Genomic DNA, 17558 nt, shown 5'->3' with positions numbered 1-17558 from the left:
GTCAGGCCGTGTGCCGATCGGGGGCGAACAGGAAATAATCATAGGCCGCCCGCGCCGCTTCGGCCATGATGCGGTCGCGCAGTTCATGGCCCATATGGTCCTTCATCACGAAGACCGAGATGACGAACATGCGGCCATCGGGCAGCGTGACGATGCCCGCGTCGTTGCCGAGGCCGTTCAGCGTCCCGGTCTTGTGCGCGATGCGGGTGCCCGGCGGCAGCATGGCGCGCAGCCGGGTCTTGCCGGTCTTGCAGCGTTCCATGACCGACAGCATCAGCGCGGTCGTCTGGGGCCGCAGCACCCTGCCCAGGCGGATCGCGGCGAGCAGGTCGTCCATCGCCCGCGGCGTGGCGGTGTCGCGCGGATCGGCGGCGAAGCCCAGATTGGGCATGTCGCGGGCGTCGCGCTGCGCCGCGGAAAGGCCGGATTCCATCGCGGCTTCATCGCCGAAGCCAATGCCCGTCACCTTGGCGCGGGCGAGCAGGTCGCGGGTGTTGCTGTCGACGCGCAGGCCCCTGATCCCGGCGGCGCGGACCCAGTCGTTGACCGCCTGCGGCCCGCCGGCGCGGGCGACAAGGGCGTCGGTCGCCTCATTGTCGCTGAGCGTCAGGCTCATGTCGATCAGGGTGCGCACCGGCAGCGGGCGGCCGAGGCGCATGAGCGGTTCGTCGAGGCTGAGGCTGCCCGCGTCCAGCAGCGAGAGGATCTTGGCCGTGACCGCCACCTTGTAGGTGCTGGCCATGGGGAACAGCGTGTCGCCATTATAGGCGAGCGTCTCGCCCGTGCCGAGATCGCGCACGGCGATGCCGACCGTGCCGTCGGTCAGCGTGGCGAAACGGGCGAATTCGGCCATCAGGCGGGATTCGGCGCTGTGCTGGACCGGATTGGGCGTCGGGCCGAAGGCGTCGGCGGTGGGCAGCGGAGCCAGGAACAGGGCCAGAAAGGCGATCAGCTTGGTACGAAGGCGCGGCATGCCGCCTGTTTCCCCGATTTGCCGGAGAAGGGCAAGCACTGTTGACAGCGGATCGGCGCGGGGTTCATCACGCCGGGCCATGAGCGATACGATCAAGCTGGACGAGAGCTGGCGCGCACCGCTGCTGCGGGAATTCGAGAGCCCCTATATGCAGGGGCTGAAGCGCTTCCTTCAGGAGGAGAAGGCGCAGGGCAAGCGCATCTTCCCCAAGGGCAGCGAATATTTCCGGGCGCTGGACCTGACGCCGCTGGACAGGGTGAAGGTGGTGGTGCTGGGGCAGGACCCCTATCATGGGGAGGGGCAGGCGCATGGCCTGTGCTTTTCGGTGAAGCCGGGGGTGCGGACGCCGCCGTCGCTGGTCAATATCTACAAGGAATTGCAGAGCGACCTGGGCCTGCCGCCGCCGCGCCACGGTTTCCTGGAGCATTGGGCGCGGCAGGGCGTGCTGCTGCTGAACAGCGTGCTGACGGTGGAGATGGGCAAGGCGGCGTCGCACCAGAAGCGCGGCTGGGAACAGTTCACCGACGCGATCATCCGGCTGGTCAACCAGCAGGGCGAGCCGGTCGTGTTCCTGCTGTGGGGCAGCTATGCGCAGCGCAAGGCGGAGTTTGTCGACCGGAGCCGGCATCTGGTGCTGAAGGCGGCGCACCCCTCCCCCCTTTCGGCGCATAACGGGTTCCTGGGGTGCCGGCATTTTTCGCAGGCCAACGCCTTTCTGGAGGAGAAGGGGCGCGGGGCGATCGACTGGGGGTTGCCGGAGACGGTGGCGGCATGAATTTCGACGACCAGTTGCACCGCTATTTCGGGGTGCGGGATGTGGACGCGCTGACCCCTGATGCCCTGGAAGCGGGGCTGGAGCGCATGCGGGTGGATTTCGGGCTGGAGACGGACGGGCGGCGGCGCTTTGCGCTGTGGTCGCTGATGTTCCTGCTGGGGGCGGCGCCCGATCTGGACGAGGCGTTCGAGGACCCGGCGGACCGGGACGCGGCGCGCGACTTCATGGAGATGATGGAACGGGCCGAGGGGAACGAGTAGGGTTTTGCCGCCGCGCAGGAACAGGCTAGTCTGTCGGGCATGCGAATCTTCACCATCGGCTATGAGGGCGCGACGCAGGACGAGGTGATCGCCGCCCTGCGCGCGGCGGGTGTGACGATGCTGGCCGATGTGCGGGCGGTGCCGCTGTCGCGGCGGCCGGGCTTTTCCAAGAATATCCTCGCCGCCGGGCTGCGCGAGGCGGGGATCGATTATGTCGGGTTGAAGGCGCTGGGGACGCCCGCCGCCGGGCGGGAGGCGGCGCGCAAGGGGCAGCACCAGCGGCTGGCGGAGATTTATGCGGGGCAGTTGGAACTGCCCGAGGCGATGGTGCAGGCCGCGCAACTGGTGGAGATGGCGGAGGAGCAGGCCGTGGCGCTGCTGTGCTTCGAGCGGGATGCGGCGGCCTGTCACCGGTCGTTGCTGATCGATGCGGTCATGCCGGATGCGGAGCGGGTGGATCTGGTGCCTTGAGGAGCGCGCTTCCCCTCCCCTTCAGGGGAGGGGATTGAGGGGTGGGGGCGTGCCCTAAGGGAAAGCTGGGAGTAACGGCCTGCCCCCACCCCAACCCCTCCCCTGAAGGGGAGGGGCTTCTATATATAAATTCAGTTTCTTTGCCGCCGAAGCGATTCCATATTGCATTGCAGCAGGGGGTGGCGTTTCATCGCTTTCATGCTGAAGGCCGCGCTCCACCACCTGACGTCCTATCGCTACAGTCGCCCGATCACGCTTGGGCCGCAGGTGATCCGGTTGCGGCCCGCGCCGCACAGCCGGACGAAAATCCCCAATTATGCGTTGAAGATCGATCCGCCGGGGCATTTCCTGAACTGGCAGCAGGACCCGCATGGCAATTGGCTGGCGCGGATCGTCTTTCCCGAGCCGGTCGACCGTTTCTCCGTCGAGGTCGACCTGCTGGCCGATCTCGACATCATCAATCCATTCGATTTCTTCGTGGAGCCTTATGCGGAGGAGTATCCCTTCGCCTATGACGAGCAGTTGAAGACCGACCTCGCCGCCTATTTCGACCTGGAGGATCAGGGGCCGCTGTTCGAGGCTCTGGTGGAGAGCCACAAGGGGTTTGAGGGGCGGACGATCGACTTTCTGGTCGAGGTGAACCGGCAGCTTCAGCAACGGGTCGGCTATGTGATCCGGATGGAGGCCGGGGTGCAATCGCCGGAGGAGACGCTGGAGATCGGCACCGGGTCGTGCCGGGATTCGGCCTGGCTGCTGGTGCAGTTGCTGCGGCGGCTGGGTTTTGCGGCGCGCTTCGTATCGGGATACTCGATCCAGCTTGTGGCAGACGTCGAGCCGCTGGAGGGGCCGAAGGGGGTTTCGCAGGACGTGGTCGATCTGCATGCCTGGGCGGAGGCCTATGTGCCGGGCGCGGGCTGGGTGGCGCTCGATGCGACTTCGGGGATGTTCGCCGGAGAGGGGCATATTCCGCTCTGCGCGACGCCGCATTATCGGTCCGCCGCGCCGATCAGCGGCATGGCGGAACCGGCGGAGGTCGATTTCCACTTTTCCATGGGCGTCAGCCGCATTGCCGAGGCGGTGCGGATCACCAAGCCCTTCACCGATGCGCGCTGGGATGCGGTGATGGCGCTGGGCGCGCAGGTGGACGCCGACTTGCAGGCGCAGGACGTGCGGCTGACGACCGGGGGCGAGCCGACCTTCGTGGCGGAGAATGGCGGCGATGCGGGCGAGTGGAACGGCGATGCCGTGGGGCCGACCAAGGCGGGTTATGCCGACCGGCTGATCCGGGGGCTGCGGGAAGCCTTCGCGCCGGGCGGGATGCTGCATCATGGGCAGGGCAAATGGTATCCGGGCGAGAGCCTGCCGCGCTGGGCCTATGCGGTCTATTGGCGGCAGGACGGGGTGCCGATCTGGCGCGATGCCGGGCTGATCGCGGATGAGGTCGCGCCGGCGGATGCGCGGGTCGTGACGGCGGAGGATGCGCAGGCCTTCATCGCGCATATGGCGGGGGCGATGGGCTTTTCCGCCGAGCATATCCAGCCGGTTTATGAAGATCCGGCGGTGTGGGCGGTCAAGGAGGCGGACCTGCCGGTCAACACCTCTCCCGACGATCCGAAGATCGCCGATCCGGAGGCGCGGGCGAGGATGGTGCGGGCGTTCGAGCGGGGGCTGGACCAGCCGGTCGGCTATGTGCTGCCGGTGCAGCGGTGGCAGGCTCAGGCCGCGACGCCGCGCTGGCAGAGCGAGATTTGGCAATTGCGGCGCGGGCGGCTGTTCGCGGTGCCGGGGGATTCGGCCCTGGGCTATCGCCTGCCCCTGGGGTCGTTGCCGCATGTGCCGGAGGCGGCCTTCCCCTATATCCATCCCCGCGATCCGAGCGAGCCGCGCGGGCCTTTGCCGGATTTCCGGGCGACATTGGACGAGGTGCATGCCCAGCCGGTGCAGCGGGTTCCCGACGCGCCGGGCGGGGCCGCCGCGCAGGAGCGGGTCGAACAGTTCCATATCGAGGGGGCGGTGCGCACCGCCGTGACGGTGGAGCCGAGGGGGCATTTCCTGTCCGTCTTCCTGCCGCCGGTGGAGGCGCTGGAGGATTATCTGGAACTGATCGCCGAGGTCGAGGGCGCGGCGGAGGCGATGCGGATTCCGGTGCGGATCGAAGGCTATGCGCCGCCGCCCGATCCGCGCCTGCAGGTGCTGAAGGCCACGCCCGATCCCGGCGTGATCGAGGTGAATATCCAGCCTTCTTCAAGCTGGGACGAGACGGTGGAGATCACCGAGCGGCTCTATGCGCTGGCGCGGACCTGCGACCTTACCGCCGACAAGTTCATGGTCGACGGGCGTTCGGTGGGGACCGGGGGCGGCAATCATATCGTGCTGGGGGGGCCGAGTTTGAACGATTCGCCCTTCATCCGGCGGCCCGACCTGCTGAAGAGTTTCGTGCTGTACTGGCAGCGGCATCCTTCGCTGTCCTATCTGTTTTCGGGGCTGTGCATCGGGCCGACCAGCCAGGCGCCGCGCATCGACGAGGCGCGGCATGACGGGCTGTACGAGCTGGAGATCGCGCTGGCGCAGGTGCCTGCTCCCGGTGATGGCGATGCGCCGCCGCCATGGCTGGTGGACCGGCTGTTCCGCAACCTGCTGGTCGATGTGACGGGCAATACCCATCGCACCGAAATCTGCATCGACAAGATGTTCTCCCCCGACGGGCCGACCGGGCGGCTGGGGCTGCTGGAGTTTCGGGGATTCGAGATGCCGCCGGAGCCGAGGATGAGCCTTGCCCAGCAATTGCTGTTGCGGGCGCTGACGGCGTGGTTCTGGCGGCAGCCGCAGCAGGGCGGTCTGGTGCGCTGGGGGACGGCGCTGCACGACCGCTTCATGCTGCCGCATTTCGTCTGGGCCGATTTTCTGGAGGTGCTGGGCGACCTGCGCGGCGCGGGTTTCGCGTTCGATCCCAACTGGTTCGAGGCGCAGCGGCAGTTCCGTTTCCCGGTGCATGGCGCGGTGGATGCGGGCGGCGTGGGGCTGGAGATTGCCCATGCGCTGGAGCCGTGGAATGTGCTGGGCGAGACCGGGGCCATTGGCGGGACCGTGCGCTATGTCGACAGTTCGACGGAGCGGTTGCAGGTGCGGGCGACGGGGCTGGTCGCGGGGCGGCATGTCGTCGCCTGCAACGGGCGGCGGGTGCCGATGACGCCGACCGCCGTGCCGGGCGAGGCGGTGGGCGGCGTGCGGTACAAGGCCTGGGCGCCGGCCGCCTGCCTGCACCCTGCCCTGCCGGTCAACGCGCCGCTGACCTTCGACGTGCTGGATAGCTGGAGCGGGCGGTCGCTGGGCGGCTGCGTCTATCATGTCGCGCATCCGGGCGGGCGCAATTACGACACGCTGCCGATCAACGCCTATGAGGCGGAGGCGCGGCGCAAGGCGCGGTTTCAGGACCATGGCCATACGCCGGGGCCGGTCGACATGCCGCCCGCCGAGGCCCCGGGCGAATTTCCGATGACGCTGGACCTGCGTTTCCGGCATCCATGACCGTGGCGAGCGCCCCTGTCGTGGAAGCGGCCGGTTGGGCCGACGCCTATCTGGCGCGGGCGCCGGAGGGCGACCTGTTCGCCGGAGCGAGCGCGGAGATGGCCGGGCGCTGGCGGACGATGCTGGAGCGGCTGTCGGCGCAGGCGCAGGGCGATCCGGCGGTGCTGGCGGGCAATGTCGATCGGCAGGCGGTCGACCTGGGGCTGGCGTTCCGGCTGACCGGGGACCAGCAGGAAAGGCCCTGGCCGCTCAGCCCCATTCCGCTGCTGATCGGGGCGCGGGAATGGACGCATATCGAGCAGGGGCTGATCCAGCGGGCGCAGTTGCTGGAGCGGGTGATCAGCGACATCTATTCCACCCAATCGCTGGTCCGCGATGGGAAGCTGCCCGCGAGCGTGATCACCGGCAGTCCGCATCACTGGCGGGTGATGACCGGCGCGCCGCCGCCGCATGGGCATTTCGTCCATTTCTACGCCGCCGATCTGGCGCGGGGGCCGCAGGGCGATTGGCGGGTGCTGGCGGACCGGGTGCGGACGCCCGTTGGCGTCGGTTATGCGCTGGAGAACCGGCTGGCCCTGTCGCGGGCGACCGGGGACCTGCTGGGCGCGCTCAATGTGCGGCGGCTGGCGCCGTTCCTGAGCGACCTGCGGCGCGGGCTGGCGGCGGATTGCGAACGGAGCGATCCGCGCATCGGGCTGCTGTCGCCGGGGCGGTTCAACCAGAGCTATGCCGAGCAGGCGCATCTGGCGCGCTATCTGGGCCTGTTGCTGGTCGAAGGTGACGACCTGATCGTGTCCGACGGGCAATTGTTCGTGCGGACGATCCAGGGATTAAAGCGGGTCGATGGCCTCTGGCGCTGGATGGACAGCCGCTTCCTCGATCCGCTGGCGTTCGACGCGGAATCGCGGATCGGCGTGCCGGACCTGTTCGACGCCTGCGTCAAGGGCGGGCTGATGCTGGCCAACTGGCCGGGCGTGGGCGTGATCGAATCGCGGGCCATGGCGGCCTTCCTGCCGGGGCTGGCGCGGGAGGTGCTGGGGACGGACCTCATCCTGCCCAATATCGCGACATGGTGGTGCGGGCAGGCGGCCGAGCGGGCGCATGTGGCGGGGGCGATGGACGAGCTGGTGGTGGGATCGGCCTTCGACCGGGACGTGGCGGGGCTGACGGGAACGCGGTTCCTGCCCGGATCGGGGATGGATGCGGCGCAGCGGGCGGCCCTGCTGGAGGCGATGGCGCGGCGGCCGATGGATTATGTCGGGCAGGAAGTGGTGCGGCTGTCGACCACGCCCGCGATCGTCGGGGGCAGGCTGACCGCCCTGCCCTTCACCCTGCGGGTGTTCGTGGCGCGGGACGAGCTGGGGCAATGGCGGATCATGCCGGGCGCCTTTGCGCGGCTGGCGGCGCATGGCGACATTCGCGCCGCGCTGATGGGCGAAGGCGACCTGTCGGCGGACATGTGCGTGCTGGACGGCAAGCCGGTGCCGCAGGACGGACTGTCGGCGGCGGCTCCGGCGATCCGGCGGGTGGGCGGCATGCTGCCCGCCAAGGCGGCGGACAATCTCTATTGGCTGGGCCGCTATATCGAGCGGATGGAGATGACGGCGCGGGTGATCCGGGCGATCGTCGGCGGGTCCATCGAAGCCGATCTGGGGCCGGCGGTGGGATCGCCCGCCATGGACCGGCTGATGGGGCAGCTTGCGTCCTGGGGCGCGATTCCGGCTGTCGCGGGGGCGGTTGGGCCACTCTGCGCGCAGGCGTTGGGCGATGGCGCGCAGCCGGGCAGCGTGCGGGCCCTGCTGGCGGCGGTGGCGGGCATAGGGGAAGGGCTGCGCGACCGGCTGGCGGTGGATTACTGGCGGCTGGTGCGGCTGCCCCTGCCCGATTTCGACGGCGGGGTGACGGAGACCCTGCTGAAGGCGTCATCCCGGATGATCGAGCGGATTTCCGCGCTGTCGGGGCTGGCGGCGGAGAATATGGGACGGACCGAGGGGTGGCGTTTCCACGACATGGGGCGGCGGATGGAGCGGGCGATCAATGGCTGCCGTCTGGCGATGCTGTTCGGGGGCGATGGGGCTTCGGCGGACGACCTGACCGTGCTGCTGGACCTCAACGACAGCCAGATCAGCTATCGCAACCGCTATCTGGCCGGGCCCGCCCTGGCGCCGGTGCGCGATCTGGTGGCGCTGGAGCCGCATAATCCGCGCTCCATCGTCTATCAGGCGGAGAGGCTGGCGGAGCATGTCGGGGCGCTGCCGACGCTGCATGGCGATGGCATGCCCGAGGAGCCCCAACGGCTGGCGGCGATGCTGGCGGCGCGGCTGGCGCCGCTGACGGGGGATGTGCTCGGCATGGCGGACTTGAGCGATGCGGAGGGCCGGTTGCTGGAACTGTCGGACGCCATCGGCCAGCGCTATTTCCTGCAGCGGCGCAAGGAAAAGAGCGAGGGCGTCAGCCTGCTGTCATGATCTACCGCATCCGGCATCAGACCATCGTGCATTATGATGCGCCGGTGCAACTGGCGCGCCTGAACCTGCGGCTGCGGCCCGCGCCCTGGCCGGGGCAGTGGACGTCGGACTATCATCTGGCGGTCGATCCGGCGCCTTCCTCCATCGAATCGCGGCCGGGGGCGTGGCCGGTGCATGTCGCCCGGCTGGAGATCGACAGCCCGCTGCGCCGGATCAGCATCGACAGCAGCTTTCGCGCCGGGGTGCAGGGCGGGCCGGCGGCGGAAGCGCGGGACGATGATCCCACCGTCGGCGCGGTGGCGGAGGCGGCGCTGGTGGCGCGGGACATGGGACCGGCGGGGCCGGCGCATTATCTCCACGCCTCGCAGCGCGTGCCGCTGGTGGCGGAGATCGGGGATTGGGCAGCGGATTTGCTTGTCCCCGGGCGGCCGATTGTCGAGGCGGCGGTGGAACTGGCGCGGCGGATCAAGGGCGAATTCGCCTATGTGAGCGGGGCGACCGATGCGGCGACGCCGGTGGCGGAGGCCTTTGCGGCGCGCCATGGGGTGTGCCAGGACTTTGCCCATGTGATGGTGGCGGCGTTGCGCTGGTTCGGGCTGCCCGCCGCCTATGTCAGCGGCTATCTGCGCACCGATCCGCCGCCGGGCATGGCGCGGCTGGTGGGCGCGGACGCCATGCATGCCTGGGCGATGCTGTGGTGCGGGCCGGCGCGGGGGTGGATCGGCCTTGATCCGACCAACGGCGTGATCGCCGGGGACGGGCATCTGTTCGTCGCCATGGGGCGGGACTATGCCGATGTCGCGCCGATGGACGGGCTGTTCGTCGGCGGCGCGGGCCAGAGCGTGCAGGTGATGGTGGACGTCATGCCGGAGGATGAAGCGGCGTAAGGCGCGCCCGGAGCGCGCTGCGCCAATCGCACGCAGCGCGCTCCGGCTTTCTGCCGCATCCTTTCCAGAGCATCGTGCGCAAAAGTGGGAACCGGTTTTGCGCACGATGCTCCGGCGGCTCTACCACCCTCCAGCCCATGTCATGGTCAGCGACCGGAGCCGTGGACCCGCACCTGCCCGGTGCGATAGCCCTTCTCGCGCATTTCCTTCGCATAGTCGCGGCGGGCGTCGGCCAGTTCCGCGCGATATTCGTCCCAGGCGTCGCGCTCATCCTCCGCATCGGTGGCGTGGCGCAGGTCGTGGGCCAGTTCCTTGCGGGCCTCCGCAACATCGGTGCGATAGTTGAACCAATATTTATTCTGCACGCCCGCAATCGGCGCGGGCAGGGTCATGTCGTCCTCCATCGCGGCGAGCCTTTCCTCATAGCTCATCGCGCCATGGGGCATGGCCGTTGCGGAAAGCGGCGCCATGGCGAGCATGGCAAGGGCGCTGGCGACAGTCGAGCGTTTCATGTCTCTTCTCCTCTTCCTCGTCCCGATGGGGGGTCAACGTGCGAGGAAAGGGATTTTGCGCATGAACGGTTGTGCAGAATGGATGAAGCGCATCCCCGCGGCGACCGGCGGAAAAGGGAAACCGGCCGGAAATGACCCTATTTCAATAGGTTATGGCAAAATCCCGCCCATGGCCCTTGCAGCGGCCATGGGCGGGAAGGGGAAGCGGGTCACATGCGGATCGCGTTGCGGAACATGACGAAGGCGATGATCACCAGATAGACGCCGAAGATCTTCTTGAGCGGGGCGGCGGGCATGGCGTGCGCGACGGCGACGCCCAGCGGCGCGGTGAGCACGGACATGGAGGCGATGGCGAGCGTCGCGGGGATGTTGACATAGCCCAGCGATCCCCAGGGCAGGCCGCCTTCCTTGAGGCCGATCAGCGCGAAGCCGATGGCGCTGGGAATGGCGATGAGCGTGCCGATGCCCGACGCGGTGGCGATGGCGCGGTGGATCGAGCGGCCGCACAGCGTCATCACCATGATGGCGATGGTGCCGCCGCCGATGCCGAGCAGGGCGGAGAAGGTGCCCAGGCCCCCGGCGATGCCGACGCGGGCGATGCCCGAGGGCATGGTGTCGCTGATCACCTTGCCGCCGACCTTGGGCAGCAGGAAGTTGAGCGACATCAGGAACACGCCGATCGCGAAGATCATGGTCAGGATGCGTCCGTCGACATGGCCGGCCAGCAGCACGCCCGCGCCGTCGCCCAGGATGATCCACGGCGCCCAGGTCTTGAGCACCTCGAACTCCACCGCGCCGCGCTTGGCATGGGCGAGGAGGGAACGGATCGACGTCACGATGATCGTCGCCGCCGACGTGCCGATGGCGACATGGGCGATGGCGTCATGCGTGCCGCCCAGCAGCGGCAGCACCACGAACAGCGCAGGCACCACCACGAAGCCGCCGCCGATCCCGAAAATCCCCGCCGCGAAACCGGCGAACAGTCCCGCCCCCAGCATCGCGACCAGCGGCAGGAGCCAGGTCATCACGTCACCGTGCATCAGCGCTGCTCCCCTGCCGGTGCCGTGCGGGCGGCGTTATGGGGGAAGATGCCCTGGTGGATCAAGGCGGCGGAAGCTGTGCAATCGACCATGATGGAAACCCATGCCTCTCTTCGGCGGAATGTAAGTGGCGGGGACGATCAACTGCCCCACATCTTCCCAAGACGAACGACGTTGGGGAACCCGCAAAGGAGAGGCGCAATATTGTGGGGGAGCGGGAGAGGATGCGGGTGGATTCCAGCGCCCGGACCGGGCATCTGCGCGCTGCGCAAAAAAGAAAACGGCCCCGATCACGGAGCCGTTTCCCTGTTTCAGAAAACCGAGGGGGGATCAGGCGGCGAGCGCCTTCACCTTGTCGGTCACCACGGTCACGCGGGCGGTCAGCGGCGAGGCCACGTCGCCGGCCAGCTTGATCAGCGCTTCGCTGCTCTTGGCCGCTTCCTTGGTGAATTCGTCGAAGCTGCTGGAGAGCAGCTGGCTCTGGAGCTGGAAGAATTCGGTCGGCGTCTTCACGGTCGAGAAGCTCTTGAACGAGGCAGTCGCCTTTTCGAAGCTCTTGCGGCTGTAGTCCACGGCTTCCTGGCCCAGGGTCTCAAAGCCCTTGGCCGCGATCTTGCCGGACTCGACCAGCGCTTCGACATTGCCCTTGGCGATGTCGCTGAACTCCTCGATCGCCTTGGTCGACTTCTCGACGCTCACCTTCGCCTTCTCGTTCAGGTCGGCATAGACCGTTTCGAGCTTGGCCTTGGTTTCTTCAGCGAATTTCTTTCCGGTCTCGATCACGTCGTTCATCATCTTCGTTCCTTCTGTGGCGGGCAGCAACATGGGCTCTAGCGGCCCGGCCTTGGACGACAGGCTCTTCCATAGCTCCGGTTCGGTCGGCGTCGGTTCCGCAACCGGCTCAAACTTCGGCGTCTTCACCGCCGGCGCCGCGGCGACGGGGGTGGGTTCGGGCGTCGCATCCTTCACCAGCTCGGGCTCAGGCGCGGCGTCCACCGCCGTGGTCGCCGCAATCACCGCCACCGGATCGGCCTTCGCCACGGGCGCCGGCCTGGGGGCTGGAGCGACGGGCTTGGGCGGCGCCGGTTTCCTGACGGCGGGCTTCGCCTTCGTCTGGGCCGGGGCCTTGATCGCAGCTTCGGCGGCCTTGAGCGCCTCACTGGCGGACAGGGTCGACGACGACGCCTTCTTGGCGGCAGGCTTCTTACGCACTGGCTTTGGGGTAACGGCCATGGACCAACCTCCATTTGTTGCAGTGCACAATATAGGGATCGAAATGCTGTTGCAAGTGTTTTTGTGCAGTGCAACAAAAATGCCTCATACGGCCCGTCGCTGCAACGAGGCGGGCTGCCGCAAACCCTGCCCCCCCTGTCCCATGTGAAGGAACTAACGGGTTTTCACATAGCGGCCGGGCGCATCCTCAATGGCCTTGAGTCGGCCCCTGCCCGGGCGGCGGGCGCCCTTCACCGGGACCGTGGCGGGGGTCTGCCCGCGAATCCACTCGATCCAGTCGGGCCACCAGCTCCCCTTCGTCTCCTTCGCCTGTGCAAGGAAGGCCTCTAGGGTGGGCTGCGATTCGGTGCAGGTCCAATATTGATATTTGCCGGCGGCGGGCGGGTTCACCACGCCCGCTATATGCCCCGACCCCGCCAGCAGGAAACGGATCGGGCCGGAGAAATGTTCGGTCAGTTTCCACACGCTTTCCAGCGGGGCGATATGATCTTCCCGTCCCGCCTGCACATAGGCGGGGGTCCTGACCCGGCGCAGGTCGATAGGCGTGCCCGCGACGCTGATCGCGCCCGGCCGGACCAGCAGGTTGTCGCGATAGAGCTGGGTCAGATAATCCCTGTGCCAGCGCGCGGGCAGGTTGGTGGTGTCGCCATTCCAGTAGAGCAGGTCGAAGGGCGGATAATCCTGCCCCAGCAGGTAATTGTTGACCACATAGTTCCAGATGAGGTCGCGCCCGCGCAGCAGGTTGAAGGTCGCGGCCATGTAGCGCCCGTCGAGGAAGCCGCCGGAGGAAAGCTGCTCCACCATCTTCATCTGCTCGTCATCGACGAACAGGCTGAGGTCCCCTGCCTTGCTGAAATCGACCTGGGCGGTGAAGAAGGTGGCGCTGGCGACCTTTTCCCCCTCCCCACGCGCCGCCAGCAGCGCCAGCGTGGCGGCAAGGGTAGTGCCCGCGACGCAATAGCCGATGGCGTGGACGCCGGGCACGCCCAGCAGGTCGCGCACCGTGTCGATCGCGTCGATCTGGCCGTTCAGTATATAATCGTCCCAGACCAGGTCCTTCATCGAGGCGTCGGCCGATTTCCACGACACCAGGAAGACGCTGATCCCCTGGTCCACGGCCCATTTGACGAAGCTTTTTTCCGGCGACAGGTCGAGAATGTAGAAGCGGTTGATCCATGGCGGGAAGATGATCAGCGGCGTTTCCAGCACCTTGTCCGTCGTCGGGGCATAGTGGATCAACTGGTAGAGCGGCGTTTCCCTGATCACCTTGCCCGGCGTGGAGGCGATGTTGCGGCCAAGCTCGAACGCCGTGCCGTCCGTGTGGGTGAGCTGGCCCTTTTCCAGGTCGGCCAGCATGTGCTGGAGGCCCTTGACCAGATTCTCGCCGCCGCTCTGGATCGTCTTCTGCACGACCAGCGGGTTGGTCAGCGGGAAATTGCTGGGAGCGATGGCGTCGAGCAGGCCGGTGGTGGCGAAGCGCAGCCTGGCCTTCTGCTTCGGATCGACGCCGTCCACCGCGTCGGCCAGCTTCATCAGATAATCGGAGAGCAGCAGGTAACTTTGCCGGATCAGGTCGTAGAAGGGATGCTCGGTCCAGGCCGGGTCGGCGAAGCGGCGGTCGCGCGCGGCGGCGGGGCTGCCCGAGGGCGGCGGCTCCGGCTGGTCGCGCAGCAGGCCGCCGGAATCCAGGAAACGCTGCCACAGGGCGAGGCCTTCGTCGGCGAAGCCGGTCTGGATGCGCGCCACGGCTTCGGGATCGAAGGGCAGCGTGCGCCCGGTCGCGCCCGCCGCCTGTTCCAGCAGCAACTGCTGCGCCCGGCCCAGCACCTGCGTCCATTGCTGCATGTCCTCCAGCGTGGGGAGATGGGGTTCCATGACGTCCTGTGCTTTCATGGCCACCTTCCTTCGCCTGGCATGGTCCGGTCCGCCGCTTTCTCTGGCGTGTCGCGGGCTGGCGGGTTATAGCCGGATCGTGACAAGCCGAATGCGCGTCACGCACTATTCCTTACAGCGAGCTTTCAGGAAAGCCCCAATGTCCGAAGAATTCTACCGCATGAAGCGTCTGCCGCCCTATGTCATCGCCGAAGTGAACGCGATGCGGGCCGCCGCACGCGCCGCGGGGGAGGACATTATCGACTTAGGCATGGGCAATCCCGACCTGCCGCCGCCCGACCATGTCATCGCCAAGCTGTGCGAGGTCGCGCAGAAGCCGAGCGCGCACGGCTATTCCCAGTCGATGGGGATTCCGGGGCTGCGCCGGGCGCAGGCCAATTATTATGGCCGCCGCTTCGGCGTCGATCTGGACCCGGAGACCGAGGTGGTCGTGACCATGGGGTCGAAGGAAGGCCTCGCCAGCCTGGCCACCGCGATCACCGCGCCGGGCGACGTCGTGCTGGCGCCCAATCCCAGCTATCCGATCCACATGTTCGGCTTCATCATCGCGGGCGCGACCATCCGATCCGTGCCGACCACGCCGGACGAACATTATTGGCAGTCGCTGGAACGGGCCATGGCCTTCACCGTGCCGCGTCCGTCGATCCTGGTGGTGGGCTATCCCAGCAATCCGACGGCGGAGACGGTCGACCTCGCCTTCTACGAGCGGCTGGTCGCCTGGGCGAAGGAGAACAAGGTCTGGGTGCTGAGCGACCTTGCCTATTCCGAGCTTTATTATGACGGCAATCCGACGCCCTCCATCCTGCAGGTGCCGGGCGCCAAGGATGTCGCGGTCGAGTTCACCTCGCTCAGCAAGACCTATTCCATGGCGGGCTGGCGCATCGGCTTCGCCGTGGGCAACCGGCAACTGATCGCGGCGTTGAAGCGGGTGAAGTCCTATCTGGACTATGGCGCGTTCACGCCGATCCAGGCGGCGGCCTGCGCGGCATTGAACGGGCCGCAGGACATCGTGCAGAAGAACCGCGAACTCTACCACAAGCGCCGCGACGTGATGGTGGAGGCCTTTGGCCGGGCGGGCTGGGACATTCCCGCGCCCAAGGCGTCGATGTTCGCCTGGGCGCCGCTGCCCCCTGCCCTCAAGGACATGGGGAGCCTGGAATTTTCCAAGCAGCTCCTTACCCATGCCAAGGTCGCGGTCGCGCCGGGGGTCGGCTATGGCGAGGATGGCGAGGGCTATGTCCGCATCGCCATGGTAGAGAATGAGCAGCGGCTGCGGCAGGCCGCGCGCAATATCCGGCACTATCTGAAGTCCATGGGCGTCAATACGCCGGCCAAGGGCGCTGCCTGAGGAATATAGGCCTGAGGAATATAGGCCTGAGGAATATAGGCCTGAGGAATATAGGATTGCTCTCCTGCGGAAGCGCTGAAGCGGGACAGGCGGCTCGCATGCAGCCCGGTTCGGAGGGTTGACTGATGCCCGGACGGCGGAACTGGGCTCCTGCCTTCGCAGGCGCGCGTTTCCTCCAAGTCATGATGGCGTGAGCCCCATGCCATCATTTCAACCCTTGCCATTTCCTTCGCGCTGCGCTGCTGTGAAACGATGATCGCACTCCCCCAGGTTTCCCAGGTCGCACAGACTATTCAGCTCGCTTTGGCTCCCGTCTTCCTGCTTGCGGGTATCGGGGCGTTCCTGAACGTCTGCGTCGGGCGGCTGGCGCGCATCATCGACCGGGCGCGGAAGGTGGAGGAGAAGATCCTCGCGTCGCGGGGCAAGGAACATGACCGGATGGTCAGCGAAATCCGCGTGCTGGACCGGCGGATGAGCGTGGTCAATGGCGCGATCTTCCTGTCGGTGGCGTCGGCCTGCGCCGTCTGTCTGGTGGTCATCCTGCTGTTCGCGGCCAATCTGTTCGGGGTGCATCTGGGCACGCCGATCGCGATCCTCTTCATCCTGGCCATGGTGTTGCAGGCGGCGGCCTTCGGCACGTTCATCCAGGAAATCCGGCTCGCCTCGCGCACCATCCACATCCGCAACGAGGTGCTGTACCACAAGGTCGAGGAAGAGGGCGCGGGATGACGAAGTTCACGGTCAACGACCGGCCCGTCCAATATCGCATGGACCCGGCGACGCCGCTGCTGTGGGCGCTGCGCGACGCATCGAACCTGACCGGGACGAAATATGGCTGCGGCACGGGCGATTGCGGCGCCTGCACGGTCGACATAGACGGGGAAGCCGTACGCTCCTGCCAGGTGACGATCGCCGCCACGGAGGGCAAGTTCGTCACCACCATAGAGGGATTGTCGCCCGACCGCGGCCATCCGCTGCAACAGGTGTTCGCGGCGGACAATGTCTCGCAATGCGGTTACTGCATCCCCGGCGTCATCATGGCGGCGTCGGTGCTGCTGCGGCGGACCAGCGATCCGGGCGACGAGGAGATCGACGCGGCGATCACCAATATCTGCCGGTGCGGCATCTACCCCCGGTTGCGAGGTGCGATCCAGCGGGCGGGACGGGTGATGCGGGGCGAGGAAGTGGTGGACGCCGTGCCGCCATCCGGCATCACGCCGGACGAAGCGGCGAAGACGGTTCCGGCGCTGCGGAAGCCCTGAGGCCATCCGCGTTCCTGCCGTTCAGCCGAAGCGGTAGCCCGACACGGCCCAGCCCAGCACATTGCTGGCGTGGTCGCGCACGGCCGCATCCTCCCCGCCCGCGCCCAGGGCGACCATCAGCGGCAGGAGATGTTCCTCGCGCGGATGGGCGAAGCGGGCATGGGGCAGGTCGGCCCAGGCGGCGACGCGCTGCGCCCGGCTGGCCGGATCGGGGTCGGTGACGGCGGCGGTCAGGGCGTCGTCCCAGAGCATCGAAGGCTGGGTCGCCTGTGCGCCGCGCACGCGCAGATTGTGGAAGCTCATTCCCGATCCGATGATCAGGACGCCCTCGTCGCGCAACGGCGCGAGCGCCCGGCCTGCGGCGAGATGCGCGTCGGGATCGAGATCGCCGCGAAGCGAGAGCTGGGCGACGGGGATGTCGGCCTGCGGCAGGGCGACCTTCATCGGGATGAAGACGCCATGGTCCCAGCCACGCGCATCCTCCCTGCCGGTGGGGAAGCCCGCCTGTTCCAGCAGGCCGGCGGCGCGGCGGGCGAGCGCGGGCGCGCCGGGCGCGTCCCAGCGGAGCGCATATGTGTGCGGTGGAAAGCCGTAATAGTCGAACAGCAGGCCGGGCCCTTCGCCGTCATGGACGGTGAACCGGCTTTCCTCCCAATGGCCGGAGACCAGCAGGATCGCACGGGGGCGTTCGGGCAGGGTCGCGACGATGCCCGCCAGATAGTCCTGCATCGGCTGCCACATCGGGTCGCAATGCGGGCGATCGGGGTCGCTGGGGTCCATGAAGAAGCAGGGGCCGCCGCCATGGGGGATGAAGAGAGTCGGTTGTCTCATGCCCATGAGATCGGATGGATTTGGGCGCGGCGCAAGCGGGGCGCTGGAAACGGACTGTTTCGGGTGGGGCGTGAAAG

The 17558-nt window shown here is 67.5% G+C and carries 15 protein-coding genes; 9 read left to right on the top strand and 6 right to left on the bottom strand.

What is annotated here, in order from left to right; all coding sequences use genetic code 11:
* Nucleotide 1: 1 nt before the first annotated feature.
* Nucleotides 2-973 carry a serine hydrolase gene (locus A0J57_RS16195; protein WP_061939294.1) on the bottom strand — a complete coding sequence of 324 codons (972 nt, stop codon included), beginning with the start codon at nt 971-973 and terminating at the stop codon, nt 2-4.
* 79 nt (nt 974-1052) lie between these two features.
* Between A0J57_RS16195 and ung the strand changes: the two genes are divergently transcribed.
* The 6 genes from ung (at nt 1053) to A0J57_RS16165 (ending at nt 9362) form a co-directional block, all read left to right on the top strand.
* Entirely contained in the window at nt 1053-1748 is a 696-nt protein-coding gene (gene ung, locus A0J57_RS16190; RefSeq protein ID WP_061939296.1) for a uracil-DNA glycosylase, read from the top strand.
* The gene (locus tag A0J57_RS16185) at nt 1745-2008 is read left to right on the top strand and encodes a hypothetical protein (RefSeq protein ID WP_025552251.1); all 264 of its coding nucleotides are present in this window, start codon (nt 1745-1747) and stop codon (nt 2006-2008) included. Before ung ends, A0J57_RS16185 begins: the two co-directional genes overlap by 4 nt.
* A 39-nt stretch (nt 2009-2047) precedes the next feature.
* Nucleotides 2048-2479 carry a DUF488 family protein gene (locus tag A0J57_RS16180; RefSeq protein ID WP_025552249.1) on the top strand — a complete coding sequence of 144 codons (432 nt, stop codon included), beginning with the start codon at nt 2048-2050 and terminating at the stop codon, nt 2477-2479.
* A gap of 198 nt (nt 2480-2677) precedes the next feature.
* Entirely contained in the window at nt 2678-6007 is a 3330-nt protein-coding gene (locus tag A0J57_RS16175) for a DUF2126 domain-containing protein (protein WP_061939298.1), read from the top strand.
* On the top strand, nt 6004-8475 hold the full coding sequence (locus A0J57_RS16170; RefSeq protein WP_061939300.1) for a circularly permuted type 2 ATP-grasp protein: 2472 nt from the start codon (nt 6004-6006) through the stop codon (nt 8473-8475). Before A0J57_RS16175 ends, A0J57_RS16170 begins: the two co-directional genes overlap by 4 nt.
* Nucleotides 8472-9362, top strand: a complete 891-nt coding sequence (locus A0J57_RS16165) for a transglutaminase family protein (RefSeq protein WP_061939302.1) — start codon at nt 8472-8474, stop codon at nt 9360-9362. Before A0J57_RS16170 ends, A0J57_RS16165 begins: the two co-directional genes overlap by 4 nt.
* Before the next feature lie 146 nt (nt 9363-9508).
* Here A0J57_RS16165 and A0J57_RS16160 read toward each other — a convergent pair whose 3' ends face one another.
* The 4 genes from A0J57_RS16160 to A0J57_RS16145 form a co-directional block, all read right to left on the bottom strand.
* Complete coding sequence (locus tag A0J57_RS16160; RefSeq protein ID WP_025547345.1) at nt 9509-9874, bottom strand: hypothetical protein; 366 nt, start codon at nt 9872-9874, stop codon at nt 9509-9511.
* Between the two features lie 209 nt (nt 9875-10083).
* A complete protein-coding gene (locus tag A0J57_RS16155) occupies nt 10084-10914 on the bottom strand; it encodes a sulfite exporter TauE/SafE family protein (RefSeq protein WP_025547343.1) in 831 nt (276 codons plus the stop codon).
* Between the two features lie 330 nt (nt 10915-11244).
* Nucleotides 11245-12147 carry a phasin family protein gene (locus A0J57_RS16150; protein ID WP_061939304.1) on the bottom strand — a complete coding sequence of 301 codons (903 nt, stop codon included), beginning with the start codon at nt 12145-12147 and terminating at the stop codon, nt 11245-11247.
* Nucleotides 12148-12300: 153 nt separating this feature from the next.
* Nucleotides 12301-14040, bottom strand: coding sequence for an alpha/beta hydrolase (locus A0J57_RS16145; RefSeq protein ID WP_061939306.1), 1740 nt, complete (start codon nt 14038-14040; stop codon nt 12301-12303).
* Between the two features lie 139 nt (nt 14041-14179).
* Between A0J57_RS16145 and A0J57_RS16140 the strand changes: the two genes are divergently transcribed.
* The 3 genes from A0J57_RS16140 (at nt 14180) to A0J57_RS16130 (ending at nt 16650) form a co-directional block, all read left to right on the top strand.
* The gene (locus tag A0J57_RS16140; RefSeq protein ID WP_025547340.1) at nt 14180-15388 is read left to right on the top strand and encodes an LL-diaminopimelate aminotransferase; all 1209 of its coding nucleotides are present in this window, start codon (nt 14180-14182) and stop codon (nt 15386-15388) included.
* A 252-nt stretch (nt 15389-15640) separates the two neighbouring features.
* Nucleotides 15641-16117 carry a DUF2721 domain-containing protein gene (locus A0J57_RS16135; protein ID WP_025547338.1) on the top strand — a complete coding sequence of 159 codons (477 nt, stop codon included), beginning with the start codon at nt 15641-15643 and terminating at the stop codon, nt 16115-16117.
* Entirely contained in the window at nt 16114-16650 is a 537-nt protein-coding gene (locus tag A0J57_RS16130) for a (2Fe-2S)-binding protein (RefSeq protein WP_048576444.1), read from the top strand. Before A0J57_RS16135 ends, A0J57_RS16130 begins: the two co-directional genes overlap by 4 nt.
* A gap of 21 nt (nt 16651-16671) precedes the next feature.
* On the opposite strand, the gene A0J57_RS16125 is transcribed toward A0J57_RS16130, so the two are convergent.
* Nucleotides 16672-17481, bottom strand: coding sequence for a class III extradiol ring-cleavage dioxygenase (locus tag A0J57_RS16125; RefSeq protein WP_061939357.1), 810 nt, complete (start codon nt 17479-17481; stop codon nt 16672-16674).
* Nucleotides 17482-17558: the final 77 nt, after the last annotated feature.

This window comes from Sphingobium sp. 22B, from assembly GCF_001580035.1.
GTDB classification, from domain to species: domain Bacteria; phylum Pseudomonadota; class Alphaproteobacteria; order Sphingomonadales; family Sphingomonadaceae; genus Sphingobium; species Sphingobium fuliginis.
The sequence above is the reverse complement of the archived record's forward strand: the minus strand, read 5'-3'. Positions and strand labels throughout refer to the sequence as shown.

Bases quoted from the DNA above. Each gene is read 5' to 3' on its own strand.
- A0J57_RS16195 (WP_061939294.1), bottom strand. From the start codon at position 973: ATGCCGCGCCTTCGTACCAAGCTGATCGCCTTTCTGGCCCTGTTCCTG.
- A0J57_RS16145 (WP_061939306.1), bottom strand. From the start codon at position 14,040: ATGAAAGCACAGGACGTCATGGAACCCCATCTCCCCACGCTGGAGGAC.
- A0J57_RS16170 (WP_061939300.1), top strand. From the start codon at position 6,004: ATGACCGTGGCGAGCGCCCCTGTCGTGGAAGCGGCCGGTTGGGCCGAC.
- A0J57_RS16180 (WP_025552249.1), top strand. From the start codon at position 2,048: ATGCGAATCTTCACCATCGGCTATGAGGGCGCGACGCAGGACGAGGTG.
- A0J57_RS16160 (WP_025547345.1), bottom strand. From the start codon at position 9,874: ATGAAACGCTCGACTGTCGCCAGCGCCCTTGCCATGCTCGCCATGGCG.
- A0J57_RS16140 (WP_025547340.1), top strand. From the start codon at position 14,180: ATGTCCGAAGAATTCTACCGCATGAAGCGTCTGCCGCCCTATGTCATC.
- ung (WP_061939296.1), top strand. From the start codon at position 1,053: ATGAGCGATACGATCAAGCTGGACGAGAGCTGGCGCGCACCGCTGCTG.
- A0J57_RS16185 (WP_025552251.1), top strand. From the start codon at position 1,745: ATGAATTTCGACGACCAGTTGCACCGCTATTTCGGGGTGCGGGATGTG.
- A0J57_RS16135 (WP_025547338.1), top strand. From the start codon at position 15,641: ATGATCGCACTCCCCCAGGTTTCCCAGGTCGCACAGACTATTCAGCTC.
- A0J57_RS16150 (WP_061939304.1), bottom strand. From the start codon at position 12,147: ATGGCCGTTACCCCAAAGCCAGTGCGTAAGAAGCCTGCCGCCAAGAAG.
- A0J57_RS16175 (WP_061939298.1), top strand. From the start codon at position 2,678: ATGCTGAAGGCCGCGCTCCACCACCTGACGTCCTATCGCTACAGTCGC.
- A0J57_RS16125 (WP_061939357.1), bottom strand. From the start codon at position 17,481: ATGAGACAACCGACTCTCTTCATCCCCCATGGCGGCGGCCCCTGCTTC.
- A0J57_RS16130 (WP_048576444.1), top strand. From the start codon at position 16,114: ATGACGAAGTTCACGGTCAACGACCGGCCCGTCCAATATCGCATGGAC.
- A0J57_RS16165 (WP_061939302.1), top strand. From the start codon at position 8,472: ATGATCTACCGCATCCGGCATCAGACCATCGTGCATTATGATGCGCCG.
- A0J57_RS16155 (WP_025547343.1), bottom strand. From the start codon at position 10,914: ATGCACGGTGACGTGATGACCTGGCTCCTGCCGCTGGTCGCGATGCTG.